The 21,289-nt window shown below is 73.8% G+C and carries 24 protein-coding genes and 3 pseudogenes; 11 read left to right on the top strand and 16 right to left on the bottom strand.

The window, feature by feature from the left end; all coding sequences use genetic code 11:
* Positions 1–203 (bottom strand): annotated as a pseudogene (locus ONA70_RS22815) (pyridoxal-phosphate dependent enzyme); the annotation flags it as partial.
* Positions 204–369: 166 nt separating this feature from the next.
* On the opposite strand from ONA70_RS22815, the gene ONA70_RS22810 reads away from it, so the two are divergent.
* Positions 370–558 carry a hypothetical protein gene (locus tag ONA70_RS22810; RefSeq protein ID WP_265008511.1) on the top strand — a complete coding sequence of 63 codons (189 nt, stop codon included), beginning with the start codon at positions 370–372 and terminating at the stop codon, positions 556–558.
* 15 nt (positions 559–573) lie between these two features.
* Here ONA70_RS22810 and ONA70_RS22805 read toward each other — a convergent pair whose 3' ends face one another.
* From ONA70_RS22805 to ONA70_RS22745, 13 genes and pseudogenes are all read right to left on the bottom strand, one after another.
* The gene (locus ONA70_RS22805; protein ID WP_265008510.1) at positions 574–2,691 is read right to left on the bottom strand and encodes a bifunctional polysaccharide deacetylase/glycosyltransferase family 2 protein; all 2,118 of its coding nucleotides are present in this window, start codon (positions 2,689–2,691) and stop codon (positions 574–576) included.
* A 1-nt stretch (position 2,692) separates the two neighbouring features.
* A complete protein-coding gene (locus ONA70_RS22800; protein ID WP_265008509.1) occupies positions 2,693–3,115 on the bottom strand; it encodes a hypothetical protein in 423 nt (140 codons plus the stop codon).
* A 107-nt stretch (positions 3,116–3,222) separates the two neighbouring features.
* Positions 3,223–4,737: an FtsX-like permease family protein gene (locus ONA70_RS22795; protein ID WP_265008508.1), complete on the bottom strand. Its 1,515-nt coding sequence runs from the start codon at positions 4,735–4,737 to the stop codon at positions 3,223–3,225.
* Positions 4,734–5,435, bottom strand: a complete 702-nt coding sequence (locus ONA70_RS22790; RefSeq protein ID WP_265008507.1) for an ABC transporter ATP-binding protein — start codon at positions 5,433–5,435, stop codon at positions 4,734–4,736. The genes ONA70_RS22795 and ONA70_RS22790 overlap by 4 nt, the downstream gene beginning before the upstream one ends.
* On the bottom strand, positions 5,432–5,968 hold the full coding sequence (locus ONA70_RS22785; protein WP_265008506.1) for a PadR family transcriptional regulator: 537 nt from the start codon (positions 5,966–5,968) through the stop codon (positions 5,432–5,434). The genes ONA70_RS22790 and ONA70_RS22785 overlap by 4 nt, the downstream gene beginning before the upstream one ends.
* A 77-nt stretch (positions 5,969–6,045) precedes the next feature.
* Positions 6,046–6,612: a TIGR03086 family metal-binding protein gene (locus ONA70_RS22780; protein ID WP_265008505.1), complete on the bottom strand. Its 567-nt coding sequence runs from the start codon at positions 6,610–6,612 to the stop codon at positions 6,046–6,048.
* 85 nt (positions 6,613–6,697) lie between these two features.
* Positions 6,698–7,834, bottom strand: a complete 1,137-nt coding sequence (locus ONA70_RS22775) for an RNA-guided endonuclease InsQ/TnpB family protein (RefSeq protein WP_265008504.1) — start codon at positions 7,832–7,834, stop codon at positions 6,698–6,700.
* A gap of 19 nt (positions 7,835–7,853) precedes the next feature.
* Entirely contained in the window at positions 7,854–9,392 is a 1,539-nt protein-coding gene (locus tag ONA70_RS22770; protein ID WP_265008503.1) for a SpoIIE family protein phosphatase, read from the bottom strand.
* A gap of 2 nt (positions 9,393–9,394) precedes the next feature.
* Entirely contained in the window at positions 9,395–10,759 is a 1,365-nt protein-coding gene (locus tag ONA70_RS22765) for a sensor histidine kinase (RefSeq protein WP_265008502.1), read from the bottom strand.
* The gene (locus ONA70_RS22760; protein ID WP_265008501.1) at positions 10,756–11,769 is read right to left on the bottom strand and encodes a SpoIIE family protein phosphatase; all 1,014 of its coding nucleotides are present in this window, start codon (positions 11,767–11,769) and stop codon (positions 10,756–10,758) included. Before ONA70_RS22760 ends, ONA70_RS22765 begins: the two co-directional genes overlap by 4 nt.
* Entirely contained in the window at positions 11,766–12,185 is a 420-nt protein-coding gene (locus ONA70_RS22755; protein ID WP_265008500.1) for an ATP-binding protein, read from the bottom strand. Before ONA70_RS22755 ends, ONA70_RS22760 begins: the two co-directional genes overlap by 4 nt.
* Positions 12,182–12,592 carry an STAS domain-containing protein gene (locus ONA70_RS22750; protein ID WP_265008499.1) on the bottom strand — a complete coding sequence of 137 codons (411 nt, stop codon included), beginning with the start codon at positions 12,590–12,592 and terminating at the stop codon, positions 12,182–12,184. Before ONA70_RS22750 ends, ONA70_RS22755 begins: the two co-directional genes overlap by 4 nt.
* Positions 12,592–13,345 (bottom strand): annotated as a pseudogene (locus tag ONA70_RS22745) (STAS domain-containing protein). The gene ONA70_RS22750 and the pseudogene ONA70_RS22745 overlap by 1 nt, the downstream one beginning before the upstream one ends.
* Positions 13,346–13,508: 163 nt before the next feature.
* Here ONA70_RS22745 and ONA70_RS22740 point away from each other — a divergent pair.
* Positions 13,509–13,865, top strand: a complete 357-nt coding sequence (locus tag ONA70_RS22740; RefSeq protein WP_109947682.1) for an STAS domain-containing protein — start codon at positions 13,509–13,511, stop codon at positions 13,863–13,865.
* Between the two features lie 10 nt (positions 13,866–13,875).
* On the opposite strand, the gene ONA70_RS22735 is transcribed toward ONA70_RS22740, so the two are convergent.
* Entirely contained in the window at positions 13,876–15,159 is a 1,284-nt protein-coding gene (locus ONA70_RS22735) for an MFS transporter (RefSeq protein ID WP_265008498.1), read from the bottom strand.
* A gap of 49 nt (positions 15,160–15,208) precedes the next feature.
* Here ONA70_RS22735 and ONA70_RS22730 point away from each other — a divergent pair, with 49 nt between their 5' ends.
* From ONA70_RS22730 to ONA70_RS22715, 4 genes are all read left to right on the top strand, one after another.
* A complete protein-coding gene (locus ONA70_RS22730; RefSeq protein WP_265008497.1) occupies positions 15,209–15,892 on the top strand; it encodes a FadR/GntR family transcriptional regulator in 684 nt (227 codons plus the stop codon).
* Between the two features lie 40 nt (positions 15,893–15,932).
* Complete coding sequence (gene mscL / locus ONA70_RS22725; protein WP_265008496.1) at positions 15,933–16,391, top strand: large conductance mechanosensitive channel protein MscL; 459 nt, start codon at positions 15,933–15,935, stop codon at positions 16,389–16,391.
* 78 nt (positions 16,392–16,469) lie between these two features.
* Complete coding sequence (locus tag ONA70_RS22720) at positions 16,470–16,718, top strand: hypothetical protein (RefSeq protein WP_265008495.1); 249 nt, start codon at positions 16,470–16,472, stop codon at positions 16,716–16,718.
* A gap of 29 nt (positions 16,719–16,747) precedes the next feature.
* Positions 16,748–17,125 carry a hypothetical protein gene (locus ONA70_RS22715; protein WP_265008494.1) on the top strand — a complete coding sequence of 126 codons (378 nt, stop codon included), beginning with the start codon at positions 16,748–16,750 and terminating at the stop codon, positions 17,123–17,125.
* A 29-nt stretch (positions 17,126–17,154) separates the two neighbouring features.
* On the opposite strand, the gene ONA70_RS22710 is transcribed toward ONA70_RS22715, so the two are convergent.
* Positions 17,155–18,366: a benzoate/H(+) symporter BenE family transporter gene (locus tag ONA70_RS22710; RefSeq protein ID WP_265008493.1), complete on the bottom strand. Its 1,212-nt coding sequence runs from the start codon at positions 18,364–18,366 to the stop codon at positions 17,155–17,157.
* Between the two features lie 59 nt (positions 18,367–18,425).
* Here ONA70_RS22710 and ONA70_RS22705 point away from each other — a divergent pair, with 59 nt between their 5' ends.
* The 5 genes and pseudogenes from ONA70_RS22705 to ONA70_RS22685 form a co-directional block, all read left to right on the top strand.
* Entirely contained in the window at positions 18,426–18,974 is a 549-nt protein-coding gene (locus ONA70_RS22705) for a helix-turn-helix domain-containing protein (protein WP_265008492.1), read from the top strand.
* A gap of 98 nt (positions 18,975–19,072) precedes the next feature.
* Complete coding sequence (locus ONA70_RS22700; protein WP_265008491.1) at positions 19,073–19,792, top strand: PP2C family protein-serine/threonine phosphatase; 720 nt, start codon at positions 19,073–19,075, stop codon at positions 19,790–19,792.
* 83 nt (positions 19,793–19,875) lie between these two features.
* Positions 19,876–20,214 (top strand): PadR family transcriptional regulator, encoded by a 339-nt coding sequence (locus ONA70_RS22695; RefSeq protein WP_265008490.1) that lies wholly within the window; start codon positions 19,876–19,878, stop codon positions 20,212–20,214.
* The gene (locus ONA70_RS22690) at positions 20,211–21,029 is read left to right on the top strand and encodes an ATP-binding cassette domain-containing protein (protein ID WP_265008489.1); all 819 of its coding nucleotides are present in this window, start codon (positions 20,211–20,213) and stop codon (positions 21,027–21,029) included. The genes ONA70_RS22695 and ONA70_RS22690 overlap by 4 nt, the downstream gene beginning before the upstream one ends.
* Positions 21,026–21,289: pseudogene (locus tag ONA70_RS22685) on the top strand (hypothetical protein); the annotation flags it as partial. The gene ONA70_RS22690 and the pseudogene ONA70_RS22685, both read left to right, overlap by 4 nt.

Genomic DNA, 21,289 nt, shown 5'->3' with positions numbered 1-21,289 from the left:
ACGCCCCGCGCCCGGGTGGCCGGGTCGAGCCGGGCCACCGCGTGGGTCGCCCCGCGCAGCTTGAACGACCCCACCGGCTGCAGGCACTCCGGCTTGAGCCACAGCTCGTCGTCCCAGAGCGTCGGCAGCAGCGGGGTACGGACCACCGTCCCGGCGATGTCGTCGGCGGCGACCTGGACGTCGGCGATCGAGATCAGCTCCATCGCCCCATCCTGCCCCGCCCCGGCCGGGCCCGCTGCCCCATGATCGCGGGCCGGCACGCTCCGTGATCCCGCTCGATCCCGGAAACAGTTCCACACCAAGCCTCGGGAAGCCACCGCATCCGCGATTGAGCGCGATCTTGCCGCGGACGGTCCTAGACTCCGCCGGATGAGCGAGGACGACCAGGCGACGACGGACGCGGACGGACCCGGGGCGGAAGCGGAACCGGGGGCGGCCCGGCGTGGGCCGACCTGGGTGATCCTCGCGGTGGTCGCCGCCGCCCTGCTGGTCTGCTGCTGCTCGGCCGTCATCGGCCTGACCGTCGCCTGGTCCGCCGGCCTCTTCGGTGGGCGTTGACCCCGGGTCCGGCGCTCAGCGGGCGACGGGGCCCCCGACCAGGGCGGCGGCCTCGCCGGTACGCGCCATCCGCTGCCAGCGCAGCCGGTTGCCGATCAGTGCGGTGACCACCGACTGCACCACCACCAGATACATCACCTGCCGGTAGACCAGCTGCTGGAACGGCAGCGTCCACAGCGGCCCGTACCGTTCCCGGTCCAGCCGCAGCGCGTAGGCGGCGGTGAAGCCCTGGAGCAGGAGCAACCCCGCCCAGGCCAGCACGAGCGACGACCACGGCAGGAAGAGCAACCCGTAGAGGGCGAAGATGTCGACGGCCGGGGCGGCCAGCGGCAGCACGATCTGGAACACGGCCAGGTACGGCAGACCACGCCGGCCCAGCTTCCCGCCCGCCCCCGGCTCACCCAATGCGTGCCGGTGCTTCCACATCGCCTGCATGGTGCCGTAGCACCAGCGGTACCGCTGCCGCCAGAGCTGGCGCAGCGACGACGGTGCCTCCGTCCAGGCGATGGCGCCCTCCTCGTACACCACCCGCCAGCCGGCCCGGAGCACCTTCATGGTCAGGTCGGTGTCCTCGGCGAGCGTGTCGGCCGGTACGCCCCCGACAGCGAGCAGCACCTCGCGGCGGAACGCGCCGATCGCGCCGGGGATGGTCGGCATGCACTCCAGCACGTCGTACATCCGGCGGTCGAGGTTGAAGCCGATCACATACTCCAGGTGCTGCCAGCGGCCCAGCAGCCCGCGCCGGTTGGCCACCTTCGTGTTGCCGCTGATCGCGCCGACGGTCGGGTCGGCGAAGCTCTGGACCAGCCGGTGGACGGTGTCCGGCTGGAACACGGTGTCCCCGTCGACCAGCACCAGCAGGCCGGCGCGGGCGGCCCGGATGCCGGTGTTCAACGCGGCCGGCTTGCCGGCGTTGGCCTGCCGGATGACGCGTACCCCGCGCAGCCCCATCCGCTCGACGATGTCGGCGGTGCCGTCGCTGGACCCGTCGTCGACCACGATCACCTCCAGCGTCGGGTACGCGCTGGCGACCAGCGACCGCACGGTCGCGGCGATGTTCGCGGCCTCGTTGTACGCCGGCACGATCACCGAGACCGGCGCGGTGACCTCGGGCCGGCCGCGTGGTGGCCGGCGGACCCGGCGGACGTGCAGCTGGGCGCAGCACACCTGCACCACGAGCCGCGCCACGCCGAGCACCAGGGCGACGCCGAGCAGCAGGTTCATCGCCGAGCTCAGCCAGCTGGCCCCGGTCTGCGCCCAGCGCAGCGCGGTCCCGCTCAGCCGGGTGCCGCCGCCGGCCGCCAGCATCGACGCCGGTGCGCCGATCCCCTCTGACACCGTGGTGAACCGGTATCCCGCCCGGCTCAGCCGGGGCAGCAGCTGCTCCAGCGCGGCCACGGTCTCGCTGCGGTCCCCGCCGCCGTCGTGCATGAGCACCACGGCGCCGGCCCCGCCCTGCGGGGTGGCCGCCCGGACGATGGCCGGTACGCCGGGCCGCTCCCAGTCCTTGGCGTCGCGGTCGGCAAGCACCCCCACGTGGCCGCTGCCGGCGGCGGCGCGCAGTGCCTGATACTGCGGCTCGGTCAGCGAGGAGGTGACCGACGAGAAGGGCAGCCGGAGCAGGGTCACCTCGCGGCCGGTCACCCCGGCGATCGCGTTCCTGGTCCAGGAGAGCTCGGCCGCGGCCCGCCAGGCCGGCACCGAGCCCAGGTCCGCGTGGGTGAAGGTGTGCGAGCCGATCTCGTGCCCCTCGGCGAGGATCCGCCGGACCAGTTCGGGATGCTCGTTCACCCGGGCGCCGACCACGAAGAACGTGGCGTGCGCGTGATACCGGCGAAGGACGTCGAGGATCTGCGGGGTCCAGCGCGGGTCCGGCCCGTCGTCGAAGGTCAGCGCCACGATACGGGGCGGCAGCTGCCGGGCGACGGGCGTCGGGCCGTCCAGCCGCAACACCGGACCGCCGGCCGAGACCTGCCGGGGCGCGGGTGCGGCGGCCGCCCCGGACGGGCCGGAGCCGCCGCCGACGTTGGTGGCCAGGCCGTGGAAGCTCAGCGCCCCGAGCAGCCCGAACAGGCCGAGCAGCAGCAGGATCCAGTGCGCCCGGGGATCGGGGCGCGCGACGTGTCTCGCCATGTCAGGGCTTGCCCGTGGTCCTGCTCGGCTTCGCGGAGCTGCGGTGCTCGTCGCCCTGGCCCGGTACACCGGTGGACGACTGCGCCGGGGGCGCGGTGGCCCGGGTCGTCGGACGGGTGGCGGTCGGCGCGGACGACGGCAGGGGCGTGCTGGTGCTGGTCGGCGACGCGGGCCGTGGGCTCGGGCTGGTCCCCCCGGGGGCCCGGCTGGGGGCGTCGACCCCGGCCTCGATCGGCGGCCGGACCTTCGTCTCCGACCAGCCGGGGATCGGCACCGAGGAGTCGAAGAAGAGCCCGGCCAGGATCAGGCCGAGGCTGGTGAGCAGGCCGAGGCCCATCGCCGTACCGGCGATCACGGCGAGCCGGCGACGGCGGCCGGTCCGGTCGACGAACACCGGCGCCGCGCCGCCGGGGTGGTTCTGCATGCTGGTGGTCTCCCGCTGTTCCGCTCCGCGCCGGACGGTGCCGTCCGGCTCGGGAGGCCACGGGACCTCCCGGCCGGAACAGCGTCCACGCCGGCGACGGCGTCACATCAGGTCGTCCGTAGCTCCTCCAGCGTCGTGCTCGCCCGCAGGAAGAGCACTCCGACGCCGACCGTCAGCAGCACCGCGGCCAGGCCGCCGGCCGCGAACCAGGCGAGGTGCTCCCACGGTACGTCCGGCGTCACGGTCACCTTCGGCACCCACTCGATCCGGGTGTACTGCGCCCGGGTCAGCGGGTCGCCGCAGAGCCGCTCCGCCGCATGGCAGACCTCCGCCGAGTAGCCCCCGGCGCTCGGTGCCCGGTAGACGCTCCGGACGAGCAGATAGCCGACGGTCAGCGCGAGGGTGATCGCGGGCACCGCCGGCGTGAGCGACTGCCAGAGCACGGAACGGCCGATGGTGCCGCGCGGCACCCCGGTCGCCACCAGTGCCGCGTACGCCCGCCGCCGCGCGGTGATCCCGTCCACCACGGCCACCAGGAGCCCACCGGCCGCGATCGCCACGGCCACCGCCACGGCCAGGTCCACCAGCCTCATCGCCCCCAGGTAGAACTCTGCCGGGGCACCGAACCCGGTCCCGGTCCGCGCGTGCACCTCGGCCTCGGCGAGGAACCCGGCACGGAAGCCGGCCGTCCCCGCGCCGAAGATGAGCGCCGCCAGCAGTGCGGCGAAGGTGCGGCTGCCGGCCCAGGGGTCGGCGGTCAGCCGGCGCGCGGCGAGCAGCACGGCGGGGCGCCGGGCGTATCGGTGCAGGACCCGGCCCAGGGTGTACGAGATCCAGCCGGTGCCGGCGACCACGCCCACCATGGCGGCCAGGCTGCCGCCGATCAGCAACGTCGGCAGCAGCCAGGGCGGCGGCTCGGCGTGCCGGCGCTCGTACCAGAGCCCCACCGGCTGGAAGGCGGCGAACATGGCCAGCCCGGCGAGGATCAGCAGACCCGGCCACGGCCAGGGCACCCGGGTACGGACCCGGCGGACCACGCCGAACGGGGTGGTGGTCACCCGGCGCAACAGCAGGGCGCTGGCCAGGGCGGCCACCAGTGGCAGCCCGACCACCACCGCCACGATCACCGCCGGAGCCGGATGGACGTCGGTCGGCAGCGGCAGACGGCCGTCGGGGCCGGGCCGGTGCAGCATCCGGCGACCGGCCAGGTAGAGAACGAACGCGCCGCCGGTGCCGAGCAGGCTGGCCAGCCCGCTCTCCGCGGCGGCGATCCAGGTGACCTGGCCCGGTGTCGCCCCGGCCAGCCGCAGCGCGGCCAGTCGACGGTCCCGGGCCGGGGCGCCCAGCCGGGCGCACTGCCCGGCCAGCCCGAGGACCGGGACCATGAGCATCAGCAGCGCGAACGCGACGCCGGGTCGCAGGCCCGGTTCGCGCAGCAGGGCGCTGGTGTACTGCACGGACTCGGTACGCGCGTCGCCCGGTGGTTTGACGACCGCCAGCACGGTCAACGCGGCCAGCCCGGCGAGGGTGGCGAGGGCGGCGCTCAGCGCGGTCAGCGCAACCCGGGCGCCGTCCGTCCGCGTGCCGGCCAGGGCCAGCCGGAGCAGCGTGCCCGGCCTCACCAGTGACCGCCGGACACCGGTGCGTCGAGGCCGAGGCCCGAGTGGTCGACCAGCCCGTCCCGCATGGTCACCTCGCGGTCGGCGTACCCGGCGACCCGCGGCTCGTGGGTGACCAGCACGACGGTGGTGCGCTGCTCCCGGGCGAGCCGGACCAGTTGGGTGAGCACCTGCTCACCGGTGACGGTGTCCAGCGCGCCGGTGGGCTCGTCGGCGAAGAGCACCCGGGGCTCGGTGACCAGGGCCCGGGCGGTGGCACAGCGCTGCTGCTGCCCGCCGGACATCTCGCCCGGCAGGACGTCGGCCACCTCGGCCACGCCCAGCCGTTCCAGCCAGGCGAGCGCCGCCGCCCGCGCCGCTCGCCGCCCCGTGCCGGCGAGAAGCAGCGGAAGGGCGACGTTCTCCGCCGCGGTCAGCTCGGCGACCAGCTGACCGAACTGGAAGAGCACCCCGAACTCGGTACGCCGCAGGCGGGACCGGGCCGCCTCCGACCACTCGTCGATCCGCTCGCCCCGCCAGGTGACCTGCCCGGCGTCGGGCCGCAGGATGCCGGCCAGGCAGTGCAGCAGCGTGGACTTGCCGCAGCCGCTGGGCCCGGTGACGGCGAGGATCTCCCCCTCCGCCACGTCGAGCGTCACGCCGCGCAGGGCGGGGGTCGGGCCGTACGCCCGGACCACGCCGCGCGCCTCCAGATACGTCACGGATGCACCTCCCGGTGCCAGTCGGCGACCCGGTCCAGGGTGGTGTGCAGCCACCGGAGGTCGGCGTCGAGATGGGCGATGGCGAAGTCGGCGGCGATCACGTCGTTCAGGCCGGCCGACGGGGCGGTCTTCACCGCGGTCAGCTCACGCAGCCGTGCGGTGTGCGCCCGGCGCTGGGCGATCAGGTAGCCACGGGTCCGCTCGGGGTCGGCGACCAGCAACGCGACCACGACCTTGGCGAAGAGGGTGCTCGCCACGTACGGCATGGGCGGCTCGACGGCGGCGAGCCACCGGTCCAGCGCGGTCCGCCCCTCCTCGGTGAGCGCGTACGTCGTGCGGTCGGGGCCGCCCTCGCGCTCCTGGCCGGCCGGGACCACCAGGCCGTCCCGCTGCAGCCGGGCGAGGGTGGCATAGACCTGCCCGAAGGCGAGCGGCCGGGCCCGCGGCAGCCGCTCGTCGTGGGCACGCTTCAGCTCGTACCCGTGCCGGGGGCCGGCCGCGAGCAGCCCCAGCAGCACGTGCGAAGTGGACACCCGGTCCACTATTCACTTAGCGAATAGTGGTGTCAAGAGTGGCCCGCGCGGCGCAGCGCCGCGCGGGCCGGCAGGGTTCAGGGAGTCCAGCCGGGATCGCGGCCGGTCCGGCCGAGCAGGTGGTCCAGCGGGGTGGCGTCCGGCGTGGTGGGGACGGGCGTGCCGAAGGCGCCCATCTGCTGGCCGGTCTCGCCCATCTTGTCCATGAAGCCGTGCCCCGCGTCGAGCACCGCCGGGTCCACCTCCAGCCGCTGGCCGGTGGCCCGGGCCAGGTCCCAGCCGTGCACGGTGAGGTCGATCAGGGCCATCTCGCCGACCGTCTCCTGCGGCAGCCCCATCCCCGGTGAGACGCCCTCCAGCGCCGCCGGGTCGGACCAGGCCTCGATCAGGCGCGCGGTCTCTGCGGCGAAGCGGTCCCGCCAGCCCTCGGTGAGGTGGTCCGTCTTGCCCGACCAGTCCACCTCCTGCCGGCGGGCCAGCGCCTGGAAGTTGACCACCACCGCGTAGACGTGGTTGAGCAGGTCGCGCACCGAGTAGTCGGGACACGGCGTGGGTAGGTCGAGTTGGTCGTCGGAGATCGCGCCGACCACCGCCACCGTCCTCGGCGCGGCGACGGCCAGCAGCTCACTAGTCTTCGTGGTCATAGGGCCAGCGTATGAGGGTGGTCGTCAGCTTCTCGGCCCTGGAGGGGTCGAGCTTGCAGATCGTGCTCGATGCTGGCTGCATCGGTCACGCCGCGTTCGGCAGGCTGACGGCTGCCCAGTCCGCAACGCCGCGGGTGGCGATGTTGCGGGCTGCGTTGACGTCGGCGTGCTCAGCGAAGCCGCACGACGTGCATCGGAAGGTGGACTGGTTGGGGCGGTTGGCCTTAGCGATGTGCCCGCAGGCGGAGCAGCCCTGCGAGGTGTACGCCGGATCCACGTGAACGAGCGCCACCCCGGACCGGGTCGCTTTGTAGGCGACGAACCGGCCGAGTTGGTGGAACGCCCACGAGTGCAGCGTGACCCGCTGGGGCCGTCGGAGCCGTACCCGGTCGCGGATGCCCCTGAGGTTCTCCAGGGCGATACCACGGCCGGTGCGTTCGGCCTCGGTCACGATCTGCTTAGCGATGCAATGGTTGGTGTCGGCCGCGAAGCGGGCTTCCTTACGCCGGCGGGCCTTCAACAGCCGCTTGGCCGATTTGGTGCCGATGCGCTGAAGTTTGGCCCGCAACCGCTGGCTACGATGCCGGACCCGGTTCAAACCCTTGCCGGAGTGCCGGGTGCCGTCGTTGGTGGTGGCGATGTTCGCGATGCCCAGGTCAACGCCGAGGAACCCGTCAGGCTGTTTCACCTCGACGTCCGGGATGTCGCAGGTGGCGTACAGGAACCACTTGCCGTCGCGGTGCACCAGGTCCGACTCACCCCGCCGGTGCGCCGCCAGGGTCGCGTACTGCTGTTCCGAGCACCCGAACCGTACTCGGTTCAACCGACCTGCGACGGTCCAGATCGACACCGTGCGGTCGGCGAGCTGCCAGGACAGGCACCGGTCGTCGAACGGTTGCGCGGCGTCGCGCCGGAACCTGATCGGCTTCGTCTCGGCCTTGCGGCGGCGTTTCGACCCGGGCTCGCCGAGGCTGCCGGCGCGGATGGTGGCCTTCAGGGTGGCGTACGCGCCAGCGACCTTACGGGCGACATGGATCGCCGGCTGCGCCGACAACCCCATCGCCTTCAACCAACCGTAGGTCAGCCGCTGCAACGCCTGCTTGCCGAACACCCGCGCCCGATACGCCTCGACCGAGACCACGTTCGCGGCCTCGTTGCACAGGTGCAGCGTGTCCCGCAACGCCGCCTCCTGGCCGGCATCGGGGAACAGACGTACCTGCACCGTGCCGCTGCCGCCTTGCTCAGCGGCGGCGGACGGCGACCACCGCGACGTCGTCGTGGATCTCGGGCGGTGCCAGCTCGACCAGCAGTCGCTGGCAGAACAGGTCCAGGTCGTCGTCCACCCGGGCGGCGACCCGGCTCAACGCGGCCAGCCCGTCGTCGATGGTGGTGTCCCGGCGCTCGATCAGCCCGTCGGTGTAGAGGACCAGGGTGGCGCCGGCCGGCAGCACGAACTCCAGGTCCGGCGGGCGGGGGGCACGCACCCCGAGCAGCGGGGCCGAGTGCTGCACGAACTCCACCCGCCCGTCGCGGCTGACCAGGGCCGGCAGGTGCCCCGCGCTGGCCAGCCGGACCAGTCCGCTGCCGGGGTGCAGCAACAGCAGGCACACGGTGGCCTGCTCGTTGGGGAGCAGGGTGCGCATCAGCTCGTTGACCCGGTCCAGGATCGCCCCGGGCTGGTGCCCTTCCACCGCGTACGCCCGCACGGCGTGCCGTAGCTCGGCCATCACGGTCGCGGCGTGCAGTGAATGGCCGGCGACGTCGCCGACCGCGACGAGCAGATGGCCGTCGAGCATCACCAGCTCGTAGAAGTCGCCGCCGACCTCGGTCCGGGCGCTCGCCGGCTCGTACCGGACGGCCAGGTCGAGGCCGGTGACCCTGGGCAGCCAGCGGGGCAGCAGGCTGCGCTGGAGGGTGATCGCGATCCGGTGCTCCTCGTCGAAGGAGCGCTGCGCCTCCACCGCCGAGGCGATCGCCTGGGCGAGCTGCACCAGCACCGGCGTACGGACGGTCTGGGTGGCGGTCGGCACCACCACGTAGAGCGCAGCGCGGTCCTCGCGCAACCGGGCGGCGGCCACGGTGACCGTGTCACCGGCCGGCCATCCGACCAGGCCCCAGTTGCCCGGTTCGTCAACCCGCACCGTGGAGCCGATCGGCACCCCGGTGTCGTCCACCGCCCACGGCACCACCGCCGGCGGCGCGTCCGGTCCGGTGGCGACCCCGGCCAGGCAGTCCCCCTCGAAGGTCTCCGCCACCACCGCCGCCGGGCTCCGGAAGATCCGCGCGGCGCCGGCCGCCGCCGCCTCCAGCAGCCGGACGAAGTTCGACGCGGCGTGCATCTGCACCGTGGCGTCGGCCAGCACGGTCAGCCGCTCGGCGAGCAGCTCCGCCCGCCGCCGGGCCTGGTAGTAGCGGAGCACCGCCTGCGCGGTGGCGACCAGCTCCTCCGGTTCGATCGGCTCGGCCAGGTACGCGTCCGCGCCCCGGGCCAGCCCCTGCGCCCGGTCCCCCACGTCGACCGCGTGCGCCGAGACGTGGATGACCGGGACCGCGGGGTGCTCAACCTTGATCCGCTCGCAGACCTCGAAGCCGCTCATGTCCGGCAGTCGGACGTCGAGCACCACCAGGTCGACGTGGTCGGCCTTCACCAGGGCCAGCGCCTCCGCGCCGTTCTCCGCCTCGACGGTCGTGAAGCCCGCCCGACTCAGCCAGCTCACCAGCAGGTACCGCTTGGTACGACTGTCGTCGACCACAAGCACGGTCGTCGCGCCGCCCTCCACGGTCAGTCTCCGCCGAGGGGGAGACGGACGGTGAAGGTGCTGCCCCGGCCCGGTTCGCTGGACAGCTCCAACGTCCCGCCGAGCAGCGCCACCAGCCGCCGCGCGTACGGCAGGCCGAGGCCGGTGCCCCCGACCCGGGTGACCCCGGGCACCTGATAGAACTCCTCGAAGATCCGTTCGTGCAGCTCGGACGGGATGCCGACGCCGGTGTCGGAGACCGACAGCGACCAGACGCCGTCCCGGCGTTCCGCCCGCAGCCGGACCTCGCCCCGCTCGGTGAACTTCAGGCCGTTGTGCAGCAGGTTGCGCAGCACCTGGGCGAGCAGGACCTCGTCGGAGCGGACCGTCGCCGGGGCCGGTGGCTCCTCCACCACCAGCTCCACGCCGGGCCGCACGGCCAGCGCGCGCAGGGTGCCCCGCAGCTGCCCGAAGAGCCCGCGCAGGTCGACCTCGGTCCAGTTCACCTCGATCCGGCCCGACTCCGCCTTGGCCAGGTCGAGCAGCTCGTTGACCAGGCCGAGCAGGTCGGACGCGGAGGACCGGATCAGCCCCACCTGCCGGGCCTGCTCGGCGGTGAGCGGATCGGAGGCCGAGTCGGCAAGCAGCCGGCCCAGCCCGATGATCGCGGTGACCGGGGCGCGCAGCTCGTGGCTGACGTTGGCCAGGAACCGGCTCTTCGACTCGCTGGCCGCCCGCAGCTGCGCCGACTTCTCGTCCAGCTCGGCGTAGAGCGCCACCACGCCCCGGTTGGTCTCCTCCAGCTCCTCGGTGAGCTGGTTGTAGAGGGCCATCACGCCCCGGTTGGTCTCCTGGAGTTCGGAGTTGAGCACCTCCAGCTCGTCGCGCTGGCTGCGTACCTCGTCGAGGGCGGAGATGAGCTGGGCGTTCTGCGCGGCCAGCTCGTCCAGGACGGTGCCCGGGGCGCTGCTGGCCAGCTCGGCACGAAGCTCGGCGAGGCGCTCCGGGGTCAGCGCCTGCGCGTTCGGCGGGACACGTCGGGACATCCTCACGACCGTATCGTCCCCGTCCGGCACGACGCCCAGCATGTCAACCAGGCGCGCCACGGCACCGGACTGCGGCTCGTACCGGCCGCCGGGCAGCGGCCGTGCCGGGGTCAGGTCCACCCGGAGCACGGGCCGATCGGACCGCGGATCGACGTCGAGCACGAAGGTGACGTCGGCACCGCCGACGGATTGCAGCAGGTCCCGGGCCACCTCGCTGAGCGCCGTCGCGACGCGTACCTGGTCCTGGTGCTCCAGCCCGACGGCGGCGGCGACCTCCCGCCCGCGCTGCCGGACCAGGAAGATGTCCTGCTCCACTCGCAGCGCGAGCTGGAGCAGCGGCTCCGGCGGGTACGGCCCGGTCATGACCCCGTCCTGGCGACCAGGACGCAGGCGTCGTCGCGCCGGACCCCGGCGTCCCGGAGCAGGGTCGCCGCGGCCACCAGGGGGGTGCGCTCGGCGAGGCCGGGATAGTCGTCGAGGCTCCAGCGGTCGACCACGCCGTCGCTGTGCATGACCAGCGTCGCGCCGGGCGGGAACGGGTAGTCGTATTCGCGTACCACGGGATGCTGGTGGCCGGCGATCCCGGGCAGCGAGACCAGGCCCCGTCGCCGCTCGCCCGACCCGACGATCATGGCTGCGATGTTGCCGAGCCCCGCGTACCGGAGCAAGCCGGCGGCGGAATCCAGTTCGGCCACGGCCACCGCGGCGCCCCGGGTGTGCGAGATGTTGTGGTGCAGGTGCTGCACCACACTCCCTGGCGGCCCGGCCGGGGCGGTCCGGAACGCCGCGACCGCGGCTCCGCCGGCGGCCGCCGCCAACGGCCCGTGGCCGAGGCCGTCGCAGACCAGCACCTGGTGCCGGCCGTCGGCCACCCGGACCGCGTACGCGTCGCCGCTGACCTGCTCGCCGGTGATCGGCCGGGTCAGCCCGCCGGCCCAGTCCGGCTCGGCCGGCGGCCCGTCCCAGACCTGGACGGCCAGCACCGTGCCCCGCCCCGGCAGCGAGTACCCGTCGAACCAGCTCGCCTGCCGGACGATCGCACCGAGGCCGATGCCCAGGGTGCCCGTGGTGGAGTGCCCGTCCACTGAGGACAGCGCGAGGTCGGCCATCCCGGGGCCGGCGTCGATCGCCACCAGCTCCACCCCGGCCCGCCCGGCGCGGCGTACCGGCCGGAGCAGCAGCGACCCCTCGTGGGCGTGCTTGACCAGGTTGCTGGTCAGCTCGGCGGTGACGATGGCCAGGTCGGCGACCCGCTGGGCGCCGAGTTCGAGCTGCTGGCCGAGGCGCTCGGCCGCCCGGCGTACGCCGCTGGCCCCGCCCCCGCTCTCCATGCGGAACCACAGACCGTGGTCGGCGACCACGTCCGCGCTCATCGGGACCACTTGGTGACGGTGACCCGGGTGCCCTCGCCCACGGCGGTCCGGATGTCGAAGTCGTCGACCAGCCGGCGGGCGCCGCTCAGCCCGAGGCCGAGGCCGCCGCCGGTGGTGTAGCCGTCGGTGAGGGCCAGGTCGAGGTCGGGGATGCCCGGGCCCTCGTCGGCGAAGACGATGCGGATCCCGCGCCGGCGGCCGTCGTCGACCGCGGCCACCTCGGCGGTGCCCCCGCCGCCGTAGATCAGCGTGTTGCGGGCCAGCTCGCTGGCGGCGGTGACCAGCTTGGTCTGGTCGACCAGGGAGAGCTTGGCCGCGACCGCGGTGGTACGCACCAGCTGCCGCACCCGGACCACGTCCTCGTCGCTACGGATCGCCTGGACCGCCGTCACACCCAGGTCGACACCAGCGGTCATGACCTGGCCGTCGTCTCGGCGTCCTCGTCGCCGTCGACCTCGTACCACTCGTCGGCCCGGGCCGCCGCGATCAACTCCATGCCGCGTTCCACGTTCAGCGCGGTACGGATGCCGTTGAGGGACAGGCCCAGCTCGACCAGGGTGATGGCCACGGCGGGCCGCATCCCGACCACCACCGTCTCGGCGTCCAGCACCTTGGAGATGGACGCGATGGTGGAGAGCATCCGGCCGACGAAGGAATCGACGATGTCCAGCGCCGTGATGTCGATGATCACGCCGTGGCTGCCGGTGGCGACGATCCGCTCGGCCAGATTCTCCTGGAGCTGGACCGCCGTCTGGTCGGACATGTCGACCTGGATGGAGACCAGCAGGATGTCACCGATCTTGAGGATCGGCACCCGGTCCATCAGGCCTCCCGACGTGGGCGGCGGGAGGTGGTCTCGACGCCGGTCAGCCGCAGCACGTGGCGCAGCGCGTCGGCGAGGCTCGCCTTGGTGGCGATGTCGCCGAACTCGATGCCGAGGGCGACGATGGTCTGGGCGATCTGCGGCCGGATGCCGGAGATGATGCAGTCGGCACCCATCAGCCGGACGGCCACCACGGTCTTGAGGATGTGCTGCGCGACCTGGGTGTCCACCGCCGGCACGCCGGTGATGTCGATGATCGCGTACGGGGAGCCGGTGTCGACCAAGGTCTGGAGCAGCCGCTCCATCACCACCTGGGCCCGGGCCGAGTCGAGGGACGAAGCTCTCGAAGGTGAAGAGACCCATCTGGTCGAGCAGCGAGGAGAAGGCCAGGAAGTCGCGGAGGGTCTCCGTTTCCCGGTTCTCCTCCATCAGTTCGAGCAGCGCGTCCTTGAGGGCGAAGACGCTGATCGCGGTCTCGGTGGCGCTGAAGCCCTGCCGGGCCCGGTTCCGGGACAGCTCGGCCAGCACCGCCCGCAGTTCGCCGCCGTGCTCGTCGGCCAGGTCGGTCAGCCCGCTCCCCAACGCGTCGATCATGCTACGGTGCAGCTCGCCCACCTGGCGGGTCAGCTCCGCCGTGCTGAGCCGCCCGCGCAGGGAAGCCGCGACGATCTCCGTCCAGCGCCCGGTCAGCCGGTCGGCGTGCGCGGCCAGCAGCCGGGCGAGCCGACCGCTCGATTCGGCGCTCAACGCCATGGTGACCTCCCTTAACCCGGGACCGGGGCGGACTCTATCACCGGAGGTCATCGCCTTACTTGCCACGTGGCAAAGAAATGATCGTGGCCACCCGTGTCGGCTCCCGTTCTGCGTACTACCCGCTTCGTGGGATACCGTTCCACCGAACACAGGAGGTCGGCGAATGTCCCTGACGGTGCACACGGAACAGCGCGGCGACGTGGTTGTCGTGTCGGTCGCGGGCGAGCTGGACATGGCGACGGCACCGCAACTGCAGGACCAGATCACTGATCTGCTGGACAAGGGCCGCAACCGGCTCGTCTTCGATCTGGCGGACGTGTCGTTCTGCGACTCCACCGGGCTGTCGGTGTTCGTCCGGGCCAAGAACAGCTGCGACGAGGCCGGCGGCGTGGTCCGGCTGGCCGCCCCGCAGCGCGGCGTGCTGCGCATCCTCGAGGTCAGCGGTCTGGTCGAGGTACTGCACACCTACCCGACCGTGGAGCAGGCCGTCGCGGGCGACCCCACCCCGGCCTCCTCCTGATCGTTTCCGCTCAGCACTCGTCCTCGATGTAGCGGGGACGGGCGATCACCATGCCCGCCGTGGTCTGCACGGCGAGGGCCACCAGCAGGAAGCCGATCGGCGCGGTCCAGCCTCCGGTCACCTCGTAGAGGATGCCGACCAGCAGCGGGCCGAGGGCGGCGATGACGTACCCGGTGCTCTGCGCGAAGGCGGAGAGCGCGACCGTGCCCTCGGAGGTTCGGGCGCGGAGCCCGATCGTGGTCAGGATCAGCGGGAACGCGCCCTGGCCGAGGGCCAGCAGCAGCACCCAGAGCGGCGCCGGGCCGTGCGGCGCGACCGCCAGGCCGAGGTACGAGGCCGCGGAGAAGACGGTCAGCGCGAGCACCAGCGGCCGCAGCGTGCGCAACCGGCCGGCCAGGGTCGGCATGACCAGCGCCACCGGCACGCCGAGCGCGGTCACCCCGGCGAGCAGCAGACCGGCGGTCTCGGCGGAGTAGCCGGCGTCCCGGAAGAGCTGGGCGAGCCAGCCCATGATCGCGTACCCGCTGAGCGACTGTGCCCCGAAGTAGATCGCCATGGCCCAGCCGAGCCGGGTCCGGCCGGGGCGTACCCGGGCCGGGGCAGCAGCCGCCAGGATCGCCGCCCGCCGGGCCCTGCCGGCCCGCAGCGCCAGCGGCACCCACGGGAGTACGGCCACCGCGGCGAGCCCGGCCCAGACGCCGAGGCCGGCCCGCCAGGAGCCGAAGGCGTGCGCCACCGGCACCGCCGAGGCGGCGGCCACCGTCGTGCCCGCGGTCAGCGTCATCGTGTACGCCCCGGTGACCAACCCGGTGCGGTGCGAGAAGTACTGCTTGACCAGCATCGGCAGCAGGATGTTGGCCACCGCGATGCCGGCCAGGGCGAGCGCGCTGGTGAGCACGAAGACCGCCGCCGAGTCGGTGACCACCCGGAGCACCTGGCCGACGGTGAGGGCGAGCATGGCCAGCACCAGCACCCGGGCGGCCGGCCAGCGGCGGACCAGCCACGGGGTGAGCGCGCCGAGTCCGGCGAAGGCGATGGTGGGCAGGGTGGTGACGAAGCCGGCCATCGTGCCGGAGAGCCCCAGACCGCCACGTACCTCGTCGAGCAGTGCGCCGAGGCTGGTCACCGCGGCGCGCAGGTTGAGCGCGACCAGCAGCATGCCGACCAGCACCAGGGCGCCGCCCCGCACCGGGCTGACCGTACGCGCGGGTGCGGCGGCCAGTGCCGGGCCGGGCGTCACGTCGGTGGTCGGCGCGGCGATGGGGGCCTCGGTGGCCGTGGGTGGCGGTGTCATGACCTCGAACCTACAATCATGGGATGAATTTCGGCAGGAGTTGTAACCGGTGACACCCCCCGTCGATTCCGTCATCGTGCCGCCGCGCGGTCACCGGGTGCGCCAGACCATCGAGCAGCTCCGGGCCCGGATCCTCGGCGGCGAGTGGCCGGTGGGCGGCCGGATCCCCACCGAGCCGCAGCTCGTCGCCGCGCTCGGCGTGGGGCGGAACACGGTCCGCGAGGCGGTCCGCGCCCTGGTGCACGCCGGGGTGCTGGAGTGCCGGCAGGGCTCCGGGACGTACGTGGTCTCCACCGACGAGCTGGCCCCGGTGGTGGCCCGCCGGCTCACCGACGACCGGATGGCCGAGGTGATCGAGGTGCGGCGCGCGTTCGAGGTGGAGGCGGCCAGGCTCGCCGCGCTGCGGCGTACCCCTGCGGACCTGGCGGCGCTCGACGGCGCGCTCGCCGCCCGGGAGGCCGCCTGGCGCTCCGGCCGGGTGGACGACTTCGTCGAGGCGGACGCCGCGCTGCACACCGCGGTGGTGGCCGCCGCGCACAACGCCATGCTCGCCGAGCTGTACGCGTCGGTCGGCGCCGCGCTGCGCAGCACCGTCGCCCAGGCGATGGGCGACGCGCTGGAACCCGAGCGGTACGTCGACCACGGCCGGCTGGTCGAGGCGATCCGGGCCGGCGACCCGGCGTGGGCGGCGATCGAGGCCGGTGCTTTTCTGGAGGCCCCATCCGGGGCATAGGTTGTCCCGGACGGAGATACCGGACAGCACGGGAGTGCGGATGCTCAAGGGCTTCAAAGACTTCATCATGCGCGGAAACGTCGTCGACCTGGCGGTCGGTGTCGTCATCGGTGCCGCGTTCACCGGCGTGGTCACGGCCTTCACGAACTCGTTCCTTCAGCCGTTGATCAAGATGGTGGGCGCCTCCCCGGCCGGACCGGGCGCGCACATCAAGCTGGGCGAGAAGAACTACATCGAGTGGGGCCAGTTCCTCAACGCGCTGGTGACCTTCCTGCTCACCGCGGCGGTGCTCTATTTCCTGGTCGTCTTCCCGATGAACAAGCTCGCCGAGCGCCGCCGGCGCGGCGAGGAGCCGCCGCCGAAGGCCCCCAGCGAGGAGATCAAGCTGCTCACCGAGATCCGGGACGCGCTGCTCGCCGGCCACCAGGCCACGCCGGCCCAACGGGGTGCGCTGGACGACGTGCTCGGCCGCCGGCCGGAGCCGCCCGCCGCCCGCTGAGCGACCCGGCACGACGGCCTCCACGGGATTCCCGTGGGGGCCGTCTCGCGTCGAACACATGTTCGATAGAGTCCGGCCATGGAGCAGCGCAGGCACTGGTGGAACGGGAAATGGGGGCGGCTGGCCCGGCGGGACGTCTTCCTCCGGGTGGACGGCGACCGCTGGCACGTCGAGCAGCGCGCCGGCGGCGCCGAGGGGGTTTCCCGGTTCTACGAGTACGGCAGCGCGGACGAGGCCGAGGAGACGGTCCGGGCGCTGCTGGACGGGCCGGACACCTGGCGCGAGCTCTCCCCCCGGCCGCCGGGCGGCTGGGCCCCGCCCGTTTAGCGCGGCGGCGGCCCGGGAACCGCGCCTGCATGAGCCAGCGCGGTACGCAGCAGCAGGGGACCATCTCCCGGGTCACCACCGGCATGCGGGTGGTCGACTCCACCGGTGCCGAGGTCGGCACCGTGGATCTCGTCCAGCGCGGCGACCCGACGGCCGTGACCGTGCAGGCGCCGGACGGGGTCGACCCGGGCAGCAGCCTGGACGAGCTGATCGAGTCGACGGCGGTCGAGGAGCCGGACGTTCCCGCCGACCTGGCCGCCCGGCTGCGGCACAGCGGCTACCTGAAGGTCGCCACCGAGCGGGCCCGCACCGGCGCGGTCTACGTGCTGGCCGACCGGATCGCCGCCGTCACCGACGCGGGGGTACGCCTCGACGTCCCCGCCGCGCAGCTGCCCGAGGAGGAGTGACGACCGTCTGACCAGGGCGATCGACTCGGTCACTGGCGGGATTCCGCCAGCTCACGCTCGGCCCCGTCGGGCCGGGACGGGGCCGCGGGAACGGCTTGGCGGCGGCGGAAGAGCAGGAGTATCAGCCAGCCGGCGACCAGCCCCCAGAACGCCCCGCCGACGCCGAGCAGGCTCACCCCGGAGGCGGTGACCACGAAGGTGACCACGGCGGCCTCCCGGGCGTCGGGCTCGGCGACCGCCGCCGAGACCGCCCCGGCCAGCGCGCCGAGCAGCGCGAGCCCGGCCACCGCCTCGACCAGGATCGGCGGGGAGAGCAGCACCAGGGCGGTGGCCACGCCGGCGCCGAGGCCGAGCAGCGCCATGCCGATCCCGGCGGTGACCGAGGCGATCCAGCGGCGGTCCGGGTCGGGGTGGGCGTCCGGGCCGGCGGCCAGCGCGGCGGTGATCGCGGCCAGGTTCACCGCATGCCCCCCGGCCGGTGCGCCGAGCGCGGTGGCGAGCCCGGTCACCCGCAGCGCGGAGCCGAGCGGGGCCCGGTAACCGTAGCCAGCGAGCACGACGGTCCCCGGCACGTTCTGCGCGGCCATGGTGACCAGGAAGAGCGGCAGTGCCAGCCCGACCACGGCGGGCACGGTCCAGGTCGGGGCGGTCAGCGCGACGGTCGGCGCGAGGTGCGCCCGGACCGGCGCGGACGCGGTGAGCGCGATGGCCCCGGCCGCCACGGCCAGCGCGCCGGGCACCGCCCAGCGACGCGCGAAGCGGTGCAGCAGCAGCCAGGCGAGCACCACCGGCCCGGCCAGCCGGGGCACCTCGACCAGGGCCCGGACGGGCGCGGTGCAGAGCGGCAGCAGCACTCCGGCGAGCATGGCGCTGGCGATCGGGCCGGGGATCGCGGCGACCGCCCGGCCGAGCGCCGGAATCAGTCCGGCGGCGGCGATCAGCACCCCGGTGAGCAGGAACGCGCCGACGGCCGCCGGCCAGCCGCCGGGCACCGGGCCGGTGGCCACGAGCAGCGCGGCGCCGGGGGTGGACCAGGCGATGGCGAGGGGCATCCGGTGGCGCAGCCCGAGCCAGACGGCGCAGCAGCCGGTGGCGACGCAGAGCGCGAGCAGGCCGGAGGCCGCCTGCGCCTGGTCCGCGCCGACCGCGCGCAGCCCGGCGAGGACGACGGTGAACGAGCTGGCGAAGCCGACCAGGGCGGTGACCACACCGGCCAGCACGGGTTGGAGTCGTCCGGCCATGCCACACCTCCGTCCGCTGTTCCGTTTACGGAACGGCTCGGTGTAGCACCATAGCCCCCATGGCAGCAGCCCCACCAGCCGGTGACCACGGCGCGGAAGAGGTCGGCCGGCGGATCCGTACCCTCCGCGAGGAGCGGGGGCTGTCCCTCTCCACGCTGGCCCGGCTGGCCGGTGTCGGGAAGGCCACCCTCTCCGGCCTGGAGAACGGCACCCGCAACCCGACCCTGGAGACCCTGTACGCGGTCACCGCGCAGCTCGGCGTACCGCTCACCGCCGTGCTCTCCGGTCCGGCCGGGACGCCGACCGTCCGGGGCGCCGCGGTGGACGCCACCCTGCTGGAGGTGTTCACCGACACCGACGCGACCTACGAGCTCTACCGGATGCGGGTCAGCCCCGGTCCGCCGCAGCTCTCCCCCGCGCACCAGGCCGGGGTCACCGAGCACGTCACGGTCTTCTCCGGCGTGCTGCGCGCCGGGCCGCTGGACGCCCCGCTGACCGCCGGCCCCGGCGAGTACCTGCGCTGGACCTCCGACGTGCCGCACAGCTACGCGGCGGTCGGCGACGAGCAGGTCCGGGCGAGCCTGCTGCTCCGCTACCCGCGCGACTGACCACAATGGACTGACGCGCCACGGAGACACGCTGATCTTCCTCGGGCATACCCGGTGTGTAGAGACGGGAACGGGTTCTTCTTGGCAAGCTTGACCCCATGACGCTGATCCTCCGCTCGGCCATCATCAACGACGTCGGCCTCGTCCGGACCAACAACGAGGACTCCGCCCTCGCCGGTGACCGCCTCGTGGCGGTGGCCGACGGCATGGGCGGCCTCCCCGCCGGCGAGGTGGCGAGCGAGATCGTCATCCGGATCCTGGACGAGCTGACCCCGCCGACCGTCCCCGACGAGGCCGCCGAAGCGCTGCGCGCCGTGGTGAGCACCGCGAACCAGCGGATCCGCGCCGCCATCACCGTGGACCCGGCCCGCGAGGGCATGGGTACGACGCTGACCGCCGGCCTGCTCGCCGGGGACACCCTGGTCCTCGCCCAGGTCGGCGACTCGCGCTGCTACCTGCTGCGGGAGCACGAGCTGACCCAGCTCACCCGGGACGACACCTTCGTGCAGGCGCTGGTCGACCAGGGCGCGCTCTCCCCCGACCAGGCCCGCCACCACCCGCAGCGCTCCCTGGTCACCCGGGCCGTGCAGGGCTCGGACGCACCCCCGGCCATCGGCGTGCTCACCCTGTTCGCCGGCGACCGGCTGCTGCTCTGCAGCGACGGCCTCTCCGACTACGTGGAGGACGTCGCGATCGCCTCGGCGCTGGCCACGTACGCCGACCGGCAGCAGTGCGGCGAGCAGTTGGTGAAGCTCGCCCACCAGGCCGGCGCGCCGGACAACGTCACGGTCGTCGTCTCGGACGTCACCGCGGCCTGACCCCGGGCCGCCCGTCTGTGCGCGGGCGGCCCGCGCCCAGCTAGGTAGTTGTGCCATCTAGCTGGCGTCGCTACTCTTCCGCCGTGGAGATCGAGCGGCGGGGTCAGTGGTTGCGCGGCGTGCTCGACCTCTGCGTCCTCGGGCTGTTGCGCGGCCGCGAGTCGTACGGCTACGAACTGGCCCAGTCGCTCGATGCGGCCGGCATCGGCCCGATCCAGGGCGGCACCCTCTACCCGGTGCTGCTGCGGCTGCAACGCGCCGGCCTGATCACCGCGCAGTGGCGCGAGGGGACCGGCGGACCGGCCCGCAAGTACTACCGGATCACCGACCGCGGACGGACCGCCCTGAGCCGGGGCGGGCAGGACTGGATGACGTTCGTGGCGCCGGTGACCGCGATCGTGACGGGAGGAGTCGACGGGTGAACGCCGACCAGTGGCTGCACGCGTTCGCGGCCGAGCTGCACCGCCGCCGGGTGGCGACCGACGACGTCCGGCACGTGGTGGCCGAGGCCGCCACCCACCTGCGGGACGGCGGCGGCGACCCGTGGGTCGTGTTCGGCGCGCCGGACCGGTACGCCGCCGTCATCGCCGACAGCGTCGGCACCCGGCCGGCACCCCGCCCCGGCCCGGTCCGACTGCACGCCGAGGGCATCACCAAGCGGTACGGCCGGCGCACCGTGCTGCGCGACGCCGGGCTGACCGTACGGGCCGGGCAGATCGCCGCGGTCGTCGGGGCCAACGGTTGCGGCAAGAGCACCTTCCTGCGGGTCTGCGCCGGCCTGGAATCCCCCGACGGCGGGCAGGTGACCGTCGCCGGCCGATTGGGCTACTGCCCCCAGCAGGGCGGCACCGTCGACTTCCTGCTGCCGGACGAGCACTTCGTGCTGGTCGGAGCCGGCCGTGGCCTGGCCCGGGCCACCGCCCGCCGGGCCGGCCGGGCGGCGGCCCGACAGCTCGGCTGGGAGCCGGACGAGCCGGTGCCCGCCCGGCGACTCTCCGGCGGCACCCGGCAGAAGCTCAACCTGACCCTGTCCACCCTGAGCGAGCCCGACGTGCTGCTGCTCGACGAGCCATACCAGGGCTTCGACCGGGGCACCTACGTCAACTTCTGGGACCAGTTGCTGCGGCTGCGGGACGAGGGCCGGGCCATCGTCGTGGTGACCCACCTGCTCAACCAGCTCGACCGGGTCGACCTGGTCCTCGACCTGACCCCCGCCGTACCGGGAGGCCGTCCGTGAACCCGCTGCTGACCGTGGCCGAGATGACGTTGCGGGAGCTGGTGCGCCGCCGGGGCGTACTCCTGCTGCTGCTCCTCATGCCGCTGGCCTTCTACCTGATCCGGCGGGACGCCTACGTCGGGCAGTCCGTCCGCGCGCTGCTGCTCGGGATCAGCTGGGCGGTGAGCACGGCCGCGCTCTTCGCCACCGGCGCGGCCCGCGACCTGGAGCCGCGGCTACGGCTCGCCGGCTACCGGACCCACCACCTCTACCTCGGACGG

The organism is Micromonospora yasonensis (assembly GCF_026013475.1).
Lineage (GTDB): Bacteria > Actinomycetota > Actinomycetes > Mycobacteriales > Micromonosporaceae > Micromonospora > Micromonospora yasonensis.
The sequence above is the reverse complement of the archived record's forward strand: the minus strand, read 5'-3'. Positions and strand labels throughout refer to the sequence as shown.